The organism is Arthrobacter alpinus (assembly GCF_900105965.1).
GTDB lineage: Bacteria > Actinomycetota > Actinomycetes > Actinomycetales > Micrococcaceae > Specibacter > Specibacter alpinus.
This window is the reverse complement of record NZ_FNTV01000001.1, coordinates 1,973,638-1,990,593: the sequence shown is the minus strand read 5'-3', so window position 1 is coordinate 1,990,593 and position 16,956 is coordinate 1,973,638. Positions and strand designations below refer to the sequence as shown.

The window sequence follows — 16,956 nt, the reverse complement described above, 5'->3', positions numbered from 1 at the left end:
TCAACCCGGACGGAGTCCGGCGCAGGGAAGCTTATGCGCAGAACTCGACCCGGGTGACGCGCATAAGTTCACGGTTCCCCGGCCACACCATGGCAGGATAAAACCATGACTTTTGCCTGGGACATCCGTGCACGCGTGCAATTCGAGGGCGACGCCCATGTTCAAGAGGACGGCTGCGGCTTCAATGGGCCGAACGCCTGGATCATTGACGGAGCCACCACGCTGCTTGATCCCCTGGAGCTGCCCGCCGCGTCCAACCCGCAGTGGCTGGCCCAGCAGCTGTCCATGGCCCTAAGTGCAGCCACGGGCACCGGCGCCCGCGCCGTGCTGGCTGATGCACTTGCCGACGTCGATTCGGCGGCGGCGCCGTTGGCGGGGGACGAGCACGTGCGCTTCCCCAGTGCCGCCATTACCGTGGCGCAGCTGAATGCCGACGGCGTGGAACTGGCCGGCCTGGCGGACTGCACAGTGGTGGTCCGCACGCACGACGGCGCCACCCACCTGGTGCGTGCCGAGCTGGCTGACGCGGGGATCACCGCCGTCGAACCCGCCGAGCGGCTGGCCCAGCTCAAGCGCGACCGCGAACGGCGCAACACACCCGGCCGGCTGTGGGTGGCGCGGCGTGAACCGGAAGCCGCAGATCACGCCCACGTGGTTCAGCTGGGCCAGCCGGAGGTCATGGTGATGGCAAGCGATGGGGCGTGGCGCGCCGTCGACCTTGGGCTGGTCAGTGGCCCGGAAGAATTTCTGGCCCGCACCAGCACCACCCTCGACGCACTGGGGCTGATGCACGAGCTACGCGTGAAACAGGCGCAAATTGGCGAGGTGGCCGACGACGCCACGGTCCTTACGCTGGCGCCGAAACGGTCCTGAATCCCAAGTTGCCGCTGGCGGACTCTGGCGAGTTGGAGCTGCGCGCGGCCAGTCGGTACCGGTTGCAGTAGGAATCGTGGCACAGGTAGGAACCTCCGCGCATGACTTTGCCGCGTCCGATCGTGGGTCCGGGCGGGTCGGTGACGGTGCCCTGGGCCAGGCAGCTTTTGTAGTACTTGGGGAGGAACCAGTCGGCGCACCATTCCCACACGTTTCCGCTGGTTTGGTACAGGCCGAAGGCGTTGGGCTCGTAACTGGCGGCGGGCGCGGTGGTGAGGTATCCGTCGTCGCAGGTATTTTCGGTGGGGAAGGTGCCCTGCCAGATGTTGCAATGGTGGACCAACCCGCCATCCGCGCCGTGAAGCTCGTTGCCCCATGGGTAGCGTGCCTGCTCCAGACCGCCGCGGGCTGCATACTCCCACTGCGCCTCGGTAGGGAGTGCACGCCCGGCCCAAGCGCAATACGCCAGCGCGTCGGCATGGGAAACCTGTGTGACCGGGTGGTCGGGGATGTCCTGCCACGATGACAACGGCCCGGCAGGGTGTGCCCAATCTGCACCCTGGACGTTGAGCCACCATGGAGTCCCGGTGGCCGTGCCCAGAATGTCTGCCTTGTCAGCTTGAACTGCCAGGTGGAACACGGCTGAGGTGCCATAGAACTCGGATTCGGTACGGTAGCCGGTGGCGTCTACGAACGCGGCAAAGGCGGCATTGCTGACGGCCGTGGTGTCAATGCTGAATGCGGAAAGCTGCACGGCGTGAACGGGCGTTTCGCCGTCGTTGGGGTAGCCCTCATCAAAGGGATCACCCATGGCAAAGGTACCGGCCGGGATGGAAACCTCGGTGTGTACTGCGGCGGCGTGGCGCGGGGGAACGCTGAGTGTGAACGTCTGGGGCGATTCTGGGAGATGTTCGTGGCGTTCGGACGGGCCGGGACTGCAACAACTGGACATGGGCTCTCTCTACACCGCCGGATTCAATGCCACCAGTCTATGCAGTCAGAAGATGATCCGTACTCACGAAGCAGCTAGCTTGTTGCCCCGGAGGCCATGACGCCCACACCGAGAACGGCCAAGATGCCGCTGCTGATGCGTTCGATCAAGGTGTTGACCTTGGGCTTTCGCAGCCACTTCATGGCTTTGTAGGCCACAAACGCAATGGTGGCCAGATACAGGAAGCCAATCACGGCCAACGTCAGGCCCAGCACCATCGCCATGGCCAGAGTGTTGACACCGTGGGGAATGAACTGCGGCACCACGGCCAGGTAAAAGAGTCCAACCTTGGGGTTTAGGAGGGTCGAGACCAGCCCGGCGGCGTATCCAGCGCGCTTGCTGTACACCAATGGCTGGTTCCCGTCGCCGCCGGCAGCGATCCCGGCTCTGGCGGCCCTGCGGGCCTTGATGAAGGAGGAGACACCCAAGTACAGCAGGTACAGGCCACCGGCAATCTTGATCCACCGGAACACCTCCGCCGACTGCTCCAGAATGGCTGCCAGACCAAGCCCCACAAGAGCCGCCCAAACCAGCGCACCAGTTCCGGATCCGGCCGCCGCGCTAATGCCCGCACCGACGCGATTGAGGGAAATGCGCAGCACCATGAAGGTGTCCGGCCCGGGGATGAGAGCCAGCATGAGGCACAGTCCGGCAAAGGCCAGCAGGGAAACGAAAGTCATGGAGTCAATTGTCCGGGCCACGGCCGCACTACCGCAAGCTGGGAAGATGCCGCTTGTCCGTCATCCCAGACTCCACCCTGGGGCTGGGCGCCCAGGCCAGCCAAGCGGCGTCGTACGCTAAGGGCATGAGCGAACTGATCACCAACATCGGCGAATTGATGACCCAGGACAGCGAACACGGCACCCGGCGCAAGGCGGCCGTTGTGCTGGAGGGGGAACGGATCGCCTGGATTGGCGACGCCGTCCACGCGCCTGTCGCCGACACCGTCACCGACGCGCAAGGCCGGGCCGTACTGCCGGGGTGGGTGGATTCCCACACGCACCTGATCTTCGCGGGAGACCGCACGGCCGAATTCGAGGCGCGCATGGCTGGCGAAAGTTACTGTGCGGGCGGGATTGCGGTCTCCGTCAACGCCACCCGTTCGGCGAGCGACTACGATCTCACCCGGCTGGGCCTGGGCCGCGTCGCGGAAGCAGTTTCGCAAGGGACCACGTATCTGGAAACGAAAACGGGGTACGGGCTGGACGTGGAGCATGAACGTCGCAGTGCCCGGATCGCCTCAACAGTGGCCGACGAGGTCACCTACTTGGGCGCCCATTTGGTGCCCAACGGAATGGATGCCGACGCCTACACCGAGCTCGTCTGCACCGAGATGCTCGAGGCGGTCCGCCCCTACGTGAGCTGGGCCGACGTCTTCTGCGAACGCGGCGCGTTCACCGCCGAGCAGAGCCGGGCCGTGCTGGCGGCCTGCCGCGATGCTGGGCTCGGTTTGCGTGTCCACGGAAATCAGCTGGGGCATGGTGACGGCGTCAAGCTCGCGGTGGAGTTTGGCGCGGCCAGTGTTGACCACGTGAATTTCCTGACGGACGACGACGTCGCGCGCCTTGCGCAGTCATGGTCGGGTTGGGATGCGGCGGGCAATGCGGGGCGGGGGGCTGGTATGCGCGGGACGGTTGCCACGGTGCTGCCCGCGTGCGATCTGTCGACCCGGGCGCCGTTGGCCCCTGCTCGTCGGCTACTGGATGCGGGGGTGCAGCTGGCCATGGCGTCGAACTGCAACCCTGGAACGTCATACACCTCCTCCGTGGCGTTCTGCGTGACGACCGCCGTCCTGCAGATGGGACTCAGCGTCCACGAGGCCGTGCGGGCAGCAACATACGGGGGAGCTTTGGCCCTTGGCAGGGAATCAGGGGTCGATGTTGATGGAAAGCGGGCCGTTGGCTCCCTCGCTGTTGGACACCGGGCAGACCTGCACATGCTCAAGGCACCGTCCGCAACGCACCTGGCGTACCGGCCGGGCATCCCGCTGACGGCGGCGGTGTGGCGGGCAGGCATGCGCGAGGTCTAGCTCCTGCACCCACGGCGTGCCAAACGTTTGAGGGCCCATGAAATTTCATGGGCCCTCAAACGTTTGGCACGCCGCCGATGCGGGAACTGCGGGTGTTACTTCACGGGCGGGCCGGTGACCTTGAGGGCCGCCCATCCGTGAAGGCTGCCAGCCTCGTTGAACAAGACAAACTTGTTGTCGCCGGGGCGGGTGCTTTCCGGCGTGTTGACTTCGATGGTGCCGTCCGGCAGGGCTTGGTGCCAGCCGAGTCCGTCGCCGTTGAGGTAGACGTAGAACCACTTGCCGGCGGCAAGGTTGGCCAGTGTCACCTCGGAGGGTCCGCGCTGGAACTTCTTGGAGCCCAGGCCAAGATCGATCTGGGTGTCCTTCTTCAGTGACTTCAGGTTCGGCGCCTCAGGGGTGAAGCCCGGCTCGGAAGGTTCAACCGGCTTGGCCGTCACCGAGATGGTGGTGGTGCCGGTGGCAGCCTTGCCGAACTTGTCGGTGCCGGTGGCGGTCAGTGCAGCCGCACCCACCGCTGCGTTCTCCGGGACCACCAGGGTGAACGTTGCCACGCCGTCTGCGTTGGCAACGGCGCTGAGTTCCTCGGCGTCGGCCAGCTGCAAGGTCGCTGGAGAACCGCCCTGCAAGTCCGCAACGGTAACTGTGTAGCTTGCCCCCTGCTCAACGGCGTTGCCGCCCTCGACTGCCGGTGCCAGCACCAAGGCAGGCGTCTCGTCGGCGCAGCTAAACTTGGCATCGGCCCAGTCGGCCCACTCGTCGCCATTCAGGCCGCCAACCTTGACCTTGGCCACGTCCAGGTCGATGTAGCGGATGCCTGTGACATCAACGTTGAGCGCGTAACCCTCGTCGTCGACCGTCAACTGGGGCGAGGTGGCAAGGGTCTTGCCGTCGCCCTCCACGGTGAACACCACGTTGCCGCGGTGTGCTTTGGGCAGCTTCGCATCGTCAATCCCGACGACGGCGCTGAAGGTGGCGCACTGCCCGCCCAGGTAGAAGCGGACGCTGGAATCGGCGTGGACACCAAGCCCCTTCTCGTAGACGTTTGTATCGATGGTGATGGGTGCGCCATCGCCCTCGGCGTTCTCGCCGTTGTTTTGGTCGCGCTCCACGGGACCCCACTCGTTGGTGGGTGTGCCCACAAACTCCATGTCGCTGGCAAAAGTGTCAGCGGTGGGAGCGGCCGGGTGGGTCCCGACAATGCTGACGGTGACGGAGCCGGTGGCCGCCTTTCCGTTCACATCGGTGCCGGCAACCGTGATGGTTGCAGCGCCCATGGCGGCGTCGGCCGCAACCTTCGAGGAGAAGGTGGCCACGCCTTCAGCGGAGGCCGTGGCTGTTCCGAGCTTGGCGGTGCCGAGTGAGAACGTGGCTTCCGTGCCGGCCGTCAGCTCGCCAACAGTGACGCTGAAGTCCGTGCCGCGTTCCAGTGGCCCGCCCGGGTTGACCACGGGGGTCAGCGCCAGTGCGGGGGACTCATCGGAGCAGCGGAACATGGCGTCCGCCCAGTCTGCCCAGTCGTTGCCGTTGTTGCCGTTGGGGTCAACCACGAGTTCAACGTACTTGGCACCCTTCAGGTCGACATTGATGGGCATCGCCGGTGAGGAACCGGTCAGCACGCCCGAGTTGAACAGTTCCACGCCGTCGCCGAGGACCTTGAAGATGACAGAGCCGCGCGTGGCCTGGAAATCGTCAATGCCGATGACAGCCGTGAAGGCGGTGCATTGTGCGCCAACAAAGTACTTGATGTTGGAGGCTGCGTGCACGCCCAGGCCCTTGGCGTAGGCCTTGCCGTCCAGCATGATGGCAGGGCCGTCCTTCTCGCCCTGCTCACCGTTCGTCAGGTCCTTTTCGGCGGGGCCCCAACCGTTCGCCGGGGTGCCGATCCACTGCATGTCGGACGCATAGGTGTCCTTCACGGGCGGGTGCGGCATGGTGTAGACGCCCAGCGTGGATTCGGCCTTGCGCACGCCGATCGGGTCAATCGTGGTGGAGTACACCGAATTGGCCGTGATGTTGTAGTTGCCGTCGGCCGAGGCCGGGGCCACAACATTCCAGGTGGTGATGAGCTTGGCGCCCGGTGCCAGGGTTGCGGCGGTGGCCGGGGTCTTGGCCGTGGCCGTCCAGCCCTCGGGCAACTTCAGCGAGACGGCAGCGTTGCTCACCGGGGCCGGCTCGTTCGACACCAGGGTGGTGGTGAACTCATTGCCGGTACCCTGCTCAATGATGGGCCCGGTTTGTGCCAGCGAAAGCTGGGCGCAGGCCGGGGCGTTGGTGGATGCGCCGAGGTCGCGGATCAGCAGGTTGTCCAAGGACAAGTCTGCCGCCGTGGAGCCGGTGCGCAGCAGGCCAACGTAGCTGTCGCCACAGGCCGATGCGGTGAAGTTCTGCTTCCAGCGGGTCGTTTCGTGCATAGCAGGGAACGGGGTCGACTGGGTCTGGACCGCTCCGGCAGCGCCGTCGTAGCCGCCAACCCACGAGTACTCGTTGGCCTTGGTGGACTGGTAATTGAAGGAGATTTCGTAGTCGTGCCCGGGGGTGAACTTCACGGTTGCCGGTGTGGTCCGGTAGACCAGGCCGCCGTTTTCCTCATGGGCGTGCAGGGAGAAGCCGCCATTGAGGACGTCATCCATGACCTTGCCGTTCCAGCCCTTTTGCGTAAACGGTGCGTGGATCGGGGCAAGGTGGGTGCGCGGGTCGGTGTTGCCCCCGGCATTGCCCTTGACGAACGGGCCCCAACCCTGGTCGACGTTTTCAAAGTCCTCGGCAGTCACCACGCCAGTGGCGCCGCCCTGGCCAACCTGGTCGGCCGTGACGCGTGCGGTCTTGACCACACGGATGTCATCGACCAGAACGGCAGTGGCGCCCGCGCCGGCGGAGATCGTCAGGACCGGCTTGTCGCCGTCGTTCTTCACATCCACCAAAACGCTCACACGCTGGGTGAAGGTCCGGTTCTTCTGATCGCCCGCAACAGTGTTGAACAGGCTGGAGGAGTTGATGGTGTTGGTGGCTGCGGCGGAGCCCGGCACTGTTGCGCTGACGGTGGTGTCCCGCTTGCCTCGAGGGAACTTCTCGGCACTGTCCAGGGCCGGATCGATTTCGATCCATGCGCTAACTGAGTAGGTCCCCTTGTCCAGTGCGTCCAGGGTTTGCGTGATGCTTGCGGCACCATCGCCGAAACGGGCGGCGGTGAGTCCCTTGGCCGAACGGGCCAAGGTCACATTGCCGGCCGCATTCCAGGCGGACAGGTTCCCGGCATTGAATCCGGGGTCCTTGATGCCCGTGCCATTGCCCCAATCGGTATCCGCATTGGAAACGACGGTGTCAACTGCTGTGACGGCGGGGACAGAGGCCAGTGCCGTGGTGGGCACCAAAACGTACGCGGTGGCAGCCTTTGGGGCCAGGTTGACCTTGCCGCCGGTGACGGCGACGTCGCTGACAAATGAACGCCCCTGATCAGTGAGCTCATACAGCTTCAGGGTTGTCTGGTTGGCGAATTCGGGCAGGAGTGTCCACGTTTGGGCGCCGCCCTTGAGGCTGTAGTTGTACAGCTTGGTTTGTTTGTTCGTGTCATTGCTTGCGGTTTCACCGAACTCTACGGCGTCGCTTGACCACGGCAGGAGATAGTTGTGGCCCTTGAGAACCTCAACGCCCTTCTGGGTGATGACTCGGTCCTCCAAAGAGGTGCCCGTGACGCGCATCTCGTTCTCCAGCGTGATGGCCTCAGGGGTCCACGTCTTGATTTCCTGCTGCTGCAGGAACTTTACGGGGACGTTGTTGTCCCAGACGTTCTTGATGAACGCGTTGAAGTCATTCTGGCCGGTCCAGCCTTGCCATTCGATGATGTGCTGGGTACCAAGGCGCGGGTCCGGGTTCCAGATATCGCGCTGTGTGTTCTGGGCAAATCGGAGGATCTCCGAGTTCCAGCCCTTGAGGGTGCTTCCACCGTACTTTTCATCAACGGCCCAGTGGGACCAGGTGTTGTTGCGGACCATGGAATTGGCAAATTCGGAGGAAACGGAGAAGCCGTTGTCCATGATGTTGCGCTGCAGGCGCTCGCCGACCCAGCCGGACTCGTAGTACACGTCAATGTAATTTGCTGTCAGGTTGTCATCGGCGGCTTCGTCCAGACCCTTGATGCGCTGGTTTTGGTCTCCCGAGAGAACGTCGCGGCGCTGGTCAATGTAGTAGGACTGCTCCAGCCAGTTCCAGCCCTTGCCGGGCGGTTGTTTGATGAAGGTGTCGCTAAACGCCTTCGACTCGGGGTACGCCTCGGTGTTATTCATATGGACGGTGAACGTGGCACCGTACTCCTTGGCCTGGGACAGAAGGGTGTTCATGTCCTTGATGCCGCCGGCGCGTTCGTTCCAGTTGCCGCTGAAGTCCGTGTTGGCAGAATCGTGGCCCTCGGAGGTGAACCCCTTCAGCAGCGAGTACTGGCCCAAGCCGTCGGTGGCCAGTGCCGTGTGCTTGACATCGTCAAGGGTCCGCAAAAACGGATTGCTCGCCTGGCTGGCGAAGTTGAAGGGGATGTTCTGAACCACGCGGTTCTTCACATCTTCCCAGCCCTTGGGCTTGTACTGAATGTCGCGCGAGGCGATGGCGCCGTCTTGCCAGTTGATGGTGCCATCCGCATTTGCATCACCAGTGATGATGACCTTGGCCTCGGGCAGTGGCTCAGTCTCGGTGGATCCCTTGGCTCGGTAAAGCCATGCGCCGGATGAGATGCCCACCTTTTTGTCGGCACCGTCGCCCTTGACCTGACGCCAGAAACGTCCACGCTCGGAGGCGGCGAGTGCGTTGTCCTCCGAGGACCAGGCGCCGTCGTACAGCGAATTGCTCTCAAAACCAGCCGCAAGACCGGCATTGTTGGCGATAGCCACCATGGACGTCTGCGCCGCGGCGTCAACTGCTGTCCCAGCCGTGATGGGGGTGATCTTGTCTCCGGAAATGGCCCGGTCGGTGGAGACAACGGCCGTTGCCACAGACGCGCCGGCTTCAGTGGAGGAAACGGTCACCAGGTCCTGATCCATGATCTGGATTCGGTTGACCTTGGCGTCACCAATTTCCTTGATCTCGGTGATGTTGAACGCCAGGACGTTCTTCTCAACGGAGAGCTTGGCCTTCATGGTCACCCCGGCCATGCCGGGGACGGTGATGTCGTAAGCAATCGAGGTCTTGTCGGCGCTGACCGTTGAGGTCACGGTGACCGCCTGGTCAACACCGTTGATGCGCATCTTGGTGGCGACTTCGGTGGCGCCCGTCATGATCTTGGGCGTCCCAGCATCGGCAAGAGTGTATTTCAGCGCCTGGGGGAACGCGGTGGAGACCTCAACGGAGAGTTCTCCGGAGGTGATCACCTCCGTCCCATTGGCCGCGATGGCCGGAATGGCCGCAGCGAGGGGGATGATGGTGCCGGCCATGACTGCTCCGGCGATCCCCATCCCTAACCACGTGCGGTGGTGTCGAGTGAATGACATCAAGAACTCCTTGAAGAACTTTGGTGCGGGTTCAAGCGGCATTTTGCGCACTTGAGTGGATGAGGCTGATGGTTGTGAGGCCGGCCGGGGGAAGCAGTCTGCAACGTGGCATGCATCACTGTTATCCATAACACCGTAGCAGTGCGCCGTCGGCGTGACGAGTGTTTTGGGAATCTTTACGAGAAGTTTCCCCGAGGAGTGTTGTGATTTCACCAGACGGCAAATGTGATTGAAGATGACGTTTTCGATCAGTTTATGATCACCATGTGTTACGATTGGGTTAACGAAAACGCTTCAAGCCGCCGGGAATCGGTGGCGGTGAGGCCCTGAAAGTCCCTATTTCAAGGAGAACGCGCAGCATGAGCGAGAACAACCAGCTTGGCCCCTTCATGGACGCCGAACTCATCAGCCAGCCGGACGTCTGGACCCAGGCCATTGCCCAGGCCAAGAGTGAAAACCTGCTGCCCGCCGACGGCCTTCGCGTGGCCGTCATTGGCTGCGGCACCTCATGGTTCATGGCCCAGAGCTACGCCACCGCCCGTGAAGCTGCCGGCAAGGGTGTCACCGACGCATTTGCTGCGTCCGAGGCATTCCTTGGCGCAGACCGCGGCTACGACGCCGTCATCGCCATCACCCGCTCCGGCACCACCACAGAGGTGCTGGAAATCCTCACGGCCATCAAGGGCACCGTGCACACCGTTGCACTCGTGGGCGACACCACCTCGCCGATCATGGTCCTGGCCGACGCCGTCGTCGAACTTCCCTACGCCGACGAGCAGTCAGTGGTTCAGACCCGCTTCGCCACCACGGCCCTGACCTACCTGCTTACGAGCATCGGCGTGGACCTCAGCACAGCAGTGGAGGACGCCAAGTTCGCCGTCACCGCCCCCGTGGAGCAGGAACTCATCGACGCCGAGCAGTTCACGTTCCTCGGCACCGGCTGGACGGTGGGCCTGGCGCACGAGGCCGGCCTGAAGATGCGTGAAGCCGTGCAGGGCTGGACCGAGTCCTACCCCGCCAAGGAGTACCGCCACGGCCCCATCTCCATCGCCGCCCCGAACCGCGTCACCTGGATGTTTGGCGAGCAGCCCGAAGGCCTGGATCGCGACATGGAAAAGACCGGTGCGCTCTACATCAACACCACTGTGCACCCGCTGGCCGAACTGGCCCGCGTTCACCGCGTGACCCTGGAACGCGCCCGCGCACGCGGCATGAACCCGGATCTGCCGCGCAACCTGACGCGTTCGGTCATCCTGGACGCATAGCACCTGCGGGAACCGGCTAAAATGTCAGGCGCCCCACATTCTTTGAATGCGCGGGGCGCCTGCTTTTTGCCCAACCCAAGCTGTCCCCCTCTTTGCCCAGTGCGCCGCCTGAAGGAAACAGAGCCCATGAATACCCTGACAAACCACGCTGGCGAAACCGGCGTCCAGACCCCCGAAGCCGCCGGGAGCGGCGTGGTCCTGGCCTTCGACATTGGCGGCACGGACATGAAGGTTGGCATTGTGCGAGGGGGGCCGTCCGGCGACGGCGTGGAGGTGGTGGATGTGCAGCGCCACCCCACACCCCTGGAGGCCGGCCGCACGGGTGAAAGCGTCTGCGAGAGGATCGTGGAGCTCACGGACGAATATCGTGCCGCGCACCCTGACCTGGTCATCTCCGCCGTGGGCGTGACGGTGCCCGGAATCGTCGATGAGGACGCCGGCATCGGCATCTACTCGGCGAACCTGGGCTGGAAGGACTTCCCGTTCACGGCTACGCTCACCGAATCCCTGGGCCTGCCGGTCGGTTTTGGCCACGACGTCAGCATGGCCGGAGAGGCGGAATTCCGTCTCGGCGCGGCCGTGGGGAAGACCGACGTGCTGATCCTGGTCATCGGAACCGGCATTGCCGGCGCCGTGCTGTGCGATGGCAACCGCGTGGCCGGCGGCGGCTACGCCGGGGAGATTGGCCACGCCATGGTCCCTGCTCCGGGCGGCGGCATGGTTATCCTGGAATCCCTCGGCTCGGCTGGCGCCATTGCCCGACGCTACACCGAGGCCACCGGCTCGGCAGTGGCCGGGGCCCGCGACGTCCTGACACTCGCGGGGGAGGGCGACGCCGCGGCAAAGACCGTCTGGAACGACGCCATCGACGCCCTTTCCTTTAGCATCGCCCAGTGCGTGTCCATCCTGGGCACCGAAACCGTGGTGCTGGGCGGCGGGCTCTCGATGGCTGGCCCGGTGCTTTTTGAGGCCCTGGCCGCCCGCGTGGATGAGATGCTCACCTTCCATCGCCGCCCCGAATACGTCCATGCGGCGTTGGGCGAGAACGCGGGTCTCATCGGCTCGGCGCTCAAGGCACGCAGCCTGGCCGGGAAGCAGGCATGAACAATCTGGTGCTGACCGTCACGGCCAACCCGGCCGTCGATGTCACCTACGCGGTTCCCGGGATTCACCTAGGCTCCTCCCATCGGGTGCCTGCGCCCTTGAATCGGGCCGGCGGCAAGGGGCTGAACGTGTCCCGCGTGGCTTATCAACTGGGCCACCCAACCCTGGCGATTGCCACGGTGGGTGGATCCACGGGTGAGCAGCTTCGGGCGGATCTGGAGGCCGCCGGGATCCTGCATCAGCTGGTTCCCGTGGCAATGCCCACCCGGCGCACCATTGCACTTGTGGACACCGCAGAGGGCAACTCCACAAGCATTTTCAACGAGATTGGCCCGGCCCTCGCCGCCGCAGAATGGCAGGCGCTGGCAGCGGCCGTGGTCGACAACCTTGCCGGTGTTCAAACGCCCGACGGCGTGCGCCGCCCAGGCGTCCTGGTTGGCTCCGGTTCCCTGCCGGAGCAGGCGCCGGCAGACTTCTACCCCGCACTCGTGGCCTTGGCCCATGCGGCAGGGGTCCCGGCCATCATCGACACCTCCGGAAGCGGCATCTTGGCGGCGGCCAAGGCCGGCGCAGACCTGCTCAAGCCCAACAACCATGAGCTGAAGGAAGCTGTGGGCGAGACTGACCTGGTTGCCGCCGCACGCAAACTCATGAGCCTCGGCGCCAAGAGAGTCCTCGTCAGCGTGGGCGAGGAAGGCATGCTGGCCTTTAGCGAAGACACCCCTGGCTACATTCAGGCCAAGCTTCCGGCCCCGCTGAGCGGCAACCCCACGGGCGCGGGCGACGCGGCGGTGAGTGCGGCCGCCGTCGCCCTTGCCAACGGCGCCACGGAACTGCGCGAGATCCTGATTCAGGCCACCGCGTGGAGTGCCGCCGCCGTTCTGATGCCAGGCGCCGGCGAAATTTCGCCAGAATACGCCCAGCTGGCCACCCAGCTCATCATCACAGACCACTAAGGAATACGCTTCATGGCTTTGACTAACACTCGCGACATCATGGATTTGGCCGCCAAGGCAGGCACCGGCCAAGGCGCGTTCAACGTGATCCACTTGGAGACCATTGAAGGCCTGATCGGGGGAGCCGAGGCAGCAGGACTGCCCGTCATCTTGCAGATTTCCGAGAACTGCGCCAAGTTCCACGGCGGGCTGGAACCGGTGGCCGCGGCAACGCTCGCAGCGGCGCGCAAAGCCTCCGTACCGGTGGCCGTGCACCTTGACCACGCCGAGGATGAGGCCCTGGCATATGAGGCCGTTGACCTGGGCTTTGGCTCCATCATGTATGACGGGGCGCATTTTGAGTACGAGCAAAACGTTGAGGTCACGGCTCGTGTGGCCGCCTACGCCCATGAACGCGGCGTTTACGTTGAGGCCGAACTCGGCAAGGTGGGTGGCAAGGACGGGGCGCACGCGCCCGGCGTGCTCACCGACCCGGCCGAGGCCGCAGCATTCGTAGCAGCCACGGGAGTGGACGCCCTGGCCGTGGCCGTGGGATCCTCACACGCCATGACCGAACGCAGCGCGGCACTGAATCTGGGCCGGATTGCCGAGCTCAAGGCCGCACTGGAGGTTCCGCTGGTTTTGCATGGCTCCTCCGGCGTCTCCGATGAGAACATTGTGGCGGCCATCGCGGCAGGCATGACGAAAATCAATGTGTCAACACATCTGAACGGCTTCTTTACCCGAGCCGTGCGGGAGTTCCTGGATGCCAACCCGGCCGTGGTGGATTCACGCAAGTACCTGGGCGCCGGGCGTGCGGCCCTGATTCCGGAAGTTTCCCGGTTGCTGGCCCTGTTTTCCGGCGCGACCCACACCCACAACTAAACGCGGCGGCCGGTTCGCCGCCTAGGATTGAACAATGAACAGAACTGAACGACTCACAGCGATCTTGGACATTCTGGCCGAGAGCGGCCAGGTTGAGGTTGAAGAGATTGTGGAGAAGTTGGCAGTTTCCCCGGCAACTGCTCGCCGTGATCTTGATTCGCTGGCTAATGAGCGGTTGCTGACGCGCACCCGTGGCGGTGCCACGAGCGGTTCTGTTTCTTACGATCTTCCTGGGCGGTACAACCGTGACGATCATGCCGAAGAAAAGCAGCAGATCGCCCATGCCGCCAGTGCCCTGATTCCCAAGGGCGCTGTCATTGGGTTGTGCGGTGGCACCACCAGCACGGCCCTGGCCCAGGTGCTCTCCACGCGTGAGGACCTCATGGTTCAGTCCAACCGGCCCACGTTGACGGTGGTGACCAACGCAATCAATATTGCCGCGCAGCTGGCCATCCGCCCCAACTTTAAGATCATGGTCACCGGCGGGATCGTCAACCCGCGCTCCTATGAGCTGGTGGGCCCCTATGCCGACACCATCCTGCAGCGCGTGGCCCTGGACTTTGCCTTTATTGGTGTCAACGGGATTGAGCCGGGTTCGGGCCCCACCACGAACGACGAGGGGGAGGCCTCGGTGAATTCCAAGATGGCCCGCCGTGCCTCGGAAGCCTACATTCTGGCCGATGCCTCCAAGATCGGTAAGCGTGCCTTCGCCACGATGGAAGAGCATGACTTCCGCAACCTCATCACGGACTCACGCATCACCGCATCACAGTTGGCGGCCTTCCAGGAGGCCGGGACCAACGTGATCGTGGCCCCGGCACTCTAGAACCAGTTCCCCGGCAACACGAGCTAGGCGAAGAATTCCTTGCCGTAGTAGCTTCCCGCCGCGGGAAGCCCTGCGGGGACGGCGAAAACGCCTGATCCCACATGGCGAATGTATTCATTGAGCCTGTCAGAGCTACCGAGCTTTCGCTGCAGAGTGACAAATTGTTCTGGACTCTTTTGGAAGCTAAGGAACATCAACCCTGCATCCAGACGGCCCACAGCATCAAGCCCGTCTGTGAAGTTGTAGCCGCGGCGCAGGATCTTGGTGCCGTTGTTGTTTTCATGGGCAACCAAGGCAATGTGTGAGTCAGCAGGGATGGCGGGGGTTCCCGCCGCTGCTCCATGTGCGACGGCGTGGAAGTCAGGGACGTCGCGTTCCTGGGTCCCGGAAAGCGGAGCACCTTCCCTCTTGGTCCGGCCAAAAATGCTCTGCTGATCCCCGATGGAGTCCTCATCCCACGTCTCGATCAACATGTGAATCTTGCGGGCCACGAGATAACTGCCACCCACCATCCACGGCTGACCGGCCTCAGCGCCAACCCACACATGCTCGCCAAAATCGGTGGTGCCGCTAACATTTCGGGTACCGTCCTTGAACCCCATGAGGTTACGCGGAGTGGATTGGTTGGCGCCGGCGGAGGCACGGCCAAAACCAAGCACGGTCCACTTGGTCTTGACCGCGGTCCGGGCCATGCGGGCCAGATTGCGGACCGCATGGTAGGCAACCTGAGGGTCGTTGGCACAAGCCTGGATGCACAAGTCCCCGCCCGTGAAGGCCGGATTGAGGGATTCGCCAGCCATTGCCGGGAGATCCGCAAAATCTGCGGGCTTGAACTTAGCCAGTCCAAATCTTTCATCAAACAATGACGGCCCAAAGCCCAAGGTCAGCGTCAACCCCTGCGGCCCCATGTCGGTGGCTTCGCCGGTGTCGGTAGGAATGCCCTGCTCACGCTCGGGCTGAACCTTGCCAACAGGGGATCCGGCCGTCATCTCGGCCATGGCGGCCGACCACTTCGCCAGCACCAACTGCAGCTCGACGGCGGTCAGTGCCGTCACATCGAACGCCGTGAACACCAGGTGATCTTGCGGGGGAGTGTCAATCCCGCTTTGATGCTCCCCATAGAAGGGGTAGGTCAGGGTAGCGCGTTCGGCCATGCGCTCGGAATCGGACAACGGTCCGGGAGCGGCGGTGGCCGCAACGGCCAATCCGCCACCAACTCCCAGCGCCAATCCGCCGGCGCCGGCCAGAGCCGCAGAACCGCTAAAGAAACGACGGCGTGAAACGGCATCCGCAGCAGGGGTGGGCTCAGACATTTAGACCGTGGCTACTTTCTCGGAAATCTTGGCCAGTGGAGCCTGCAGGGACTGGATCAGGGCGGTGAGCTTGGCGGCGTCGGACTTCTTCAATTCCTCGGAGTAGGGCTTGAAGCCGCCCAGGGCGTTGGCGTCCTTGTAGCCGTCAAGGGCCGTGTTGACGGTTTCAAACTGGGCGGAAATCTGATCGGTCAGGGCCGCATCGATCTTCGTCAGGGCCGGCTTGAGGTACTCAAATGCCTGCTGCGAGCCTTCAACGTTGGCGGCAAAGTCCACCAGGTCCAGCTTGGAGTAGGCTTCCTCCTCGCCGGTGATCTTGGATGACTGAACTTCTTCCAGCAGTCCGCTGGCGCCGTTGGCCAGTTCCTCCGGCTTGTAGGACGCCTTGGTCTCCAGCTCGCCCGTGAGGGTTTTCAAGGTGGCAACGTTTTTCACGATTCCGGCGGCCAGGGACTTGGAAGAATCGGTGATGGCCTTGGTCTCGAAGAGGTCCTTTTCCAAGGGGTGGAAACCGGTCCACTCGGTGCCGGGTTCGACGTCGGCCACGCGCAGGTCAAGGGCCGGGTCCAGATCGGGGAAGCTCTCGGCGACTGGCTCAATGCGCTCGAAGAACGGCCGGGCCTCCGCGTAAGCCTTCTGGCTGGCGGCGACATCCCCGGAATCCACGGCGGACTTCAGGGTCGCTGCAGCCAGAACCAGGCTGTCGACCTGGCCGGAGACATACTTGGCGTAGCCATCGGTGCCCTGCTTGAGCAGGTCACTGATGCCATTGGCCGCAGCCGAAGCCGCCGCACCCGTCACGGTGAAGGGCTGGTACTCGGTGGTGGCACCGGGGCAGTACAACTGGTATTCGCCGCCGGCCAGGGTCACGGTGAAGCTGACGGCCTTCAGCCCGGGAATCACGTTTTCCCGTTCGCCCAAGATTCGCTTGTCGCTGAGCAGCTCCACTTCGCTGACACTGGAAACGTCCTTGTTGGAGATGGTGAACGTGACAGGACCGGCCGGGGCGGAGGAGAAATCGGGTACGCACTGGTCCTCGCCATTGACCTGTTCAACGCTGACCGCAACCTGTGCGGCACCGTTGCTGACCGCCGCTGCTCCGCCCTTGGCGGCAGCTGCGGCGTTGTCCTGTGGCGTTGCGCCGCCACATCCGGACAGCGAAAGTGTGAGCACGGCGGCTCCGGCAATCAAGGCAGGTGCCAGTGAGCGGAAATGACGGGGCGGGAAGGCAGTCATGAAGGTCCTTAGATGGTGT

12 protein-coding genes are annotated in these 16,956 nt (G+C 63.8%); 7 read left to right on the top strand and 5 right to left on the bottom strand.

Features of this window, described 5'->3' with window-relative positions; translation table 11 throughout:
- Positions 1-105 precede the first annotated feature (105 nt).
- Complete coding sequence (locus BLV41_RS09310; RefSeq protein WP_074711443.1) at positions 106-873, top strand: hypothetical protein; 768 nt, start codon at positions 106-108, stop codon at positions 871-873.
- Here the strand turns inward: BLV41_RS09310 and BLV41_RS09305 are convergent.
- Together BLV41_RS09305 and BLV41_RS09300 are read right to left on the bottom strand one after the other, a co-directional pair.
- Positions 848-1,825, bottom strand: coding sequence for a formylglycine-generating enzyme family protein (locus BLV41_RS09305; protein ID WP_074711442.1), 978 nt, complete (start codon positions 1,823-1,825; stop codon positions 848-850). The two genes, BLV41_RS09310 and BLV41_RS09305, sit on opposite strands and share 26 nt — an antisense overlap.
- A gap of 74 nt (positions 1,826-1,899) precedes the next feature.
- Complete coding sequence (locus BLV41_RS09300; protein ID WP_074711441.1) at positions 1,900-2,544, bottom strand: LysE family translocator; 645 nt, start codon at positions 2,542-2,544, stop codon at positions 1,900-1,902.
- Between the two features lie 125 nt (positions 2,545-2,669).
- Here BLV41_RS09300 and BLV41_RS09295 point away from each other — a divergent pair, with 125 nt between their 5' ends.
- A complete protein-coding gene (locus tag BLV41_RS09295; protein ID WP_074713223.1) occupies positions 2,670-3,893 on the top strand; it encodes an amidohydrolase family protein in 1,224 nt (407 codons plus the stop codon).
- Between the two features lie 95 nt (positions 3,894-3,988).
- Here BLV41_RS09295 and BLV41_RS09290 read toward each other — a convergent pair whose 3' ends face one another.
- Positions 3,989-9,373, bottom strand: coding sequence for an endo-alpha-N-acetylgalactosaminidase family protein (locus BLV41_RS09290; protein WP_170835445.1), 5,385 nt, complete (start codon positions 9,371-9,373; stop codon positions 3,989-3,991).
- Between the two features lie 359 nt (positions 9,374-9,732).
- On the opposite strand from BLV41_RS09290, the gene BLV41_RS09285 reads away from it, so the two are divergent.
- From BLV41_RS09285 to BLV41_RS09265, 5 genes are all read left to right on the top strand, one after another.
- Entirely contained in the window at positions 9,733-10,638 is a 906-nt protein-coding gene (locus BLV41_RS09285; protein ID WP_074711439.1) for an SIS domain-containing protein, read from the top strand.
- A gap of 126 nt (positions 10,639-10,764) precedes the next feature.
- On the top strand, positions 10,765-11,742 hold the full coding sequence (locus BLV41_RS09280; RefSeq protein WP_074711438.1) for an ROK family protein: 978 nt from the start codon (positions 10,765-10,767) through the stop codon (positions 11,740-11,742).
- On the top strand, positions 11,739-12,698 hold the full coding sequence (locus BLV41_RS09275; protein WP_083360690.1) for a 1-phosphofructokinase family hexose kinase: 960 nt from the start codon (positions 11,739-11,741) through the stop codon (positions 12,696-12,698). The genes BLV41_RS09280 and BLV41_RS09275 overlap by 4 nt, the downstream gene beginning before the upstream one ends.
- Positions 12,699-12,710: 12 nt before the next feature.
- Positions 12,711-13,562: a class II fructose-bisphosphate aldolase gene (locus BLV41_RS09270; protein ID WP_074711437.1), complete on the top strand. Its 852-nt coding sequence runs from the start codon at positions 12,711-12,713 to the stop codon at positions 13,560-13,562.
- Between the two features lie 34 nt (positions 13,563-13,596).
- A complete protein-coding gene (locus tag BLV41_RS09265) occupies positions 13,597-14,388 on the top strand; it encodes a DeoR/GlpR family DNA-binding transcription regulator (RefSeq protein ID WP_044577917.1) in 792 nt (263 codons plus the stop codon).
- 23 nt (positions 14,389-14,411) lie between these two features.
- Here BLV41_RS09265 and efeB read toward each other — a convergent pair whose 3' ends face one another.
- Together efeB and efeO are read right to left on the bottom strand one after the other, a co-directional pair.
- The gene (gene efeB / locus BLV41_RS09260) at positions 14,412-15,701 is read right to left on the bottom strand and encodes an iron uptake transporter deferrochelatase/peroxidase subunit (RefSeq protein ID WP_074711436.1); all 1,290 of its coding nucleotides are present in this window, start codon (positions 15,699-15,701) and stop codon (positions 14,412-14,414) included.
- The gene (gene efeO, locus BLV41_RS09255) at positions 15,702-16,937 is read right to left on the bottom strand and encodes an iron uptake system protein EfeO (protein WP_083360689.1); all 1,236 of its coding nucleotides are present in this window, start codon (positions 16,935-16,937) and stop codon (positions 15,702-15,704) included. It lies immediately after the preceding gene.
- Positions 16,938-16,956: the final 19 nt, after the last annotated feature.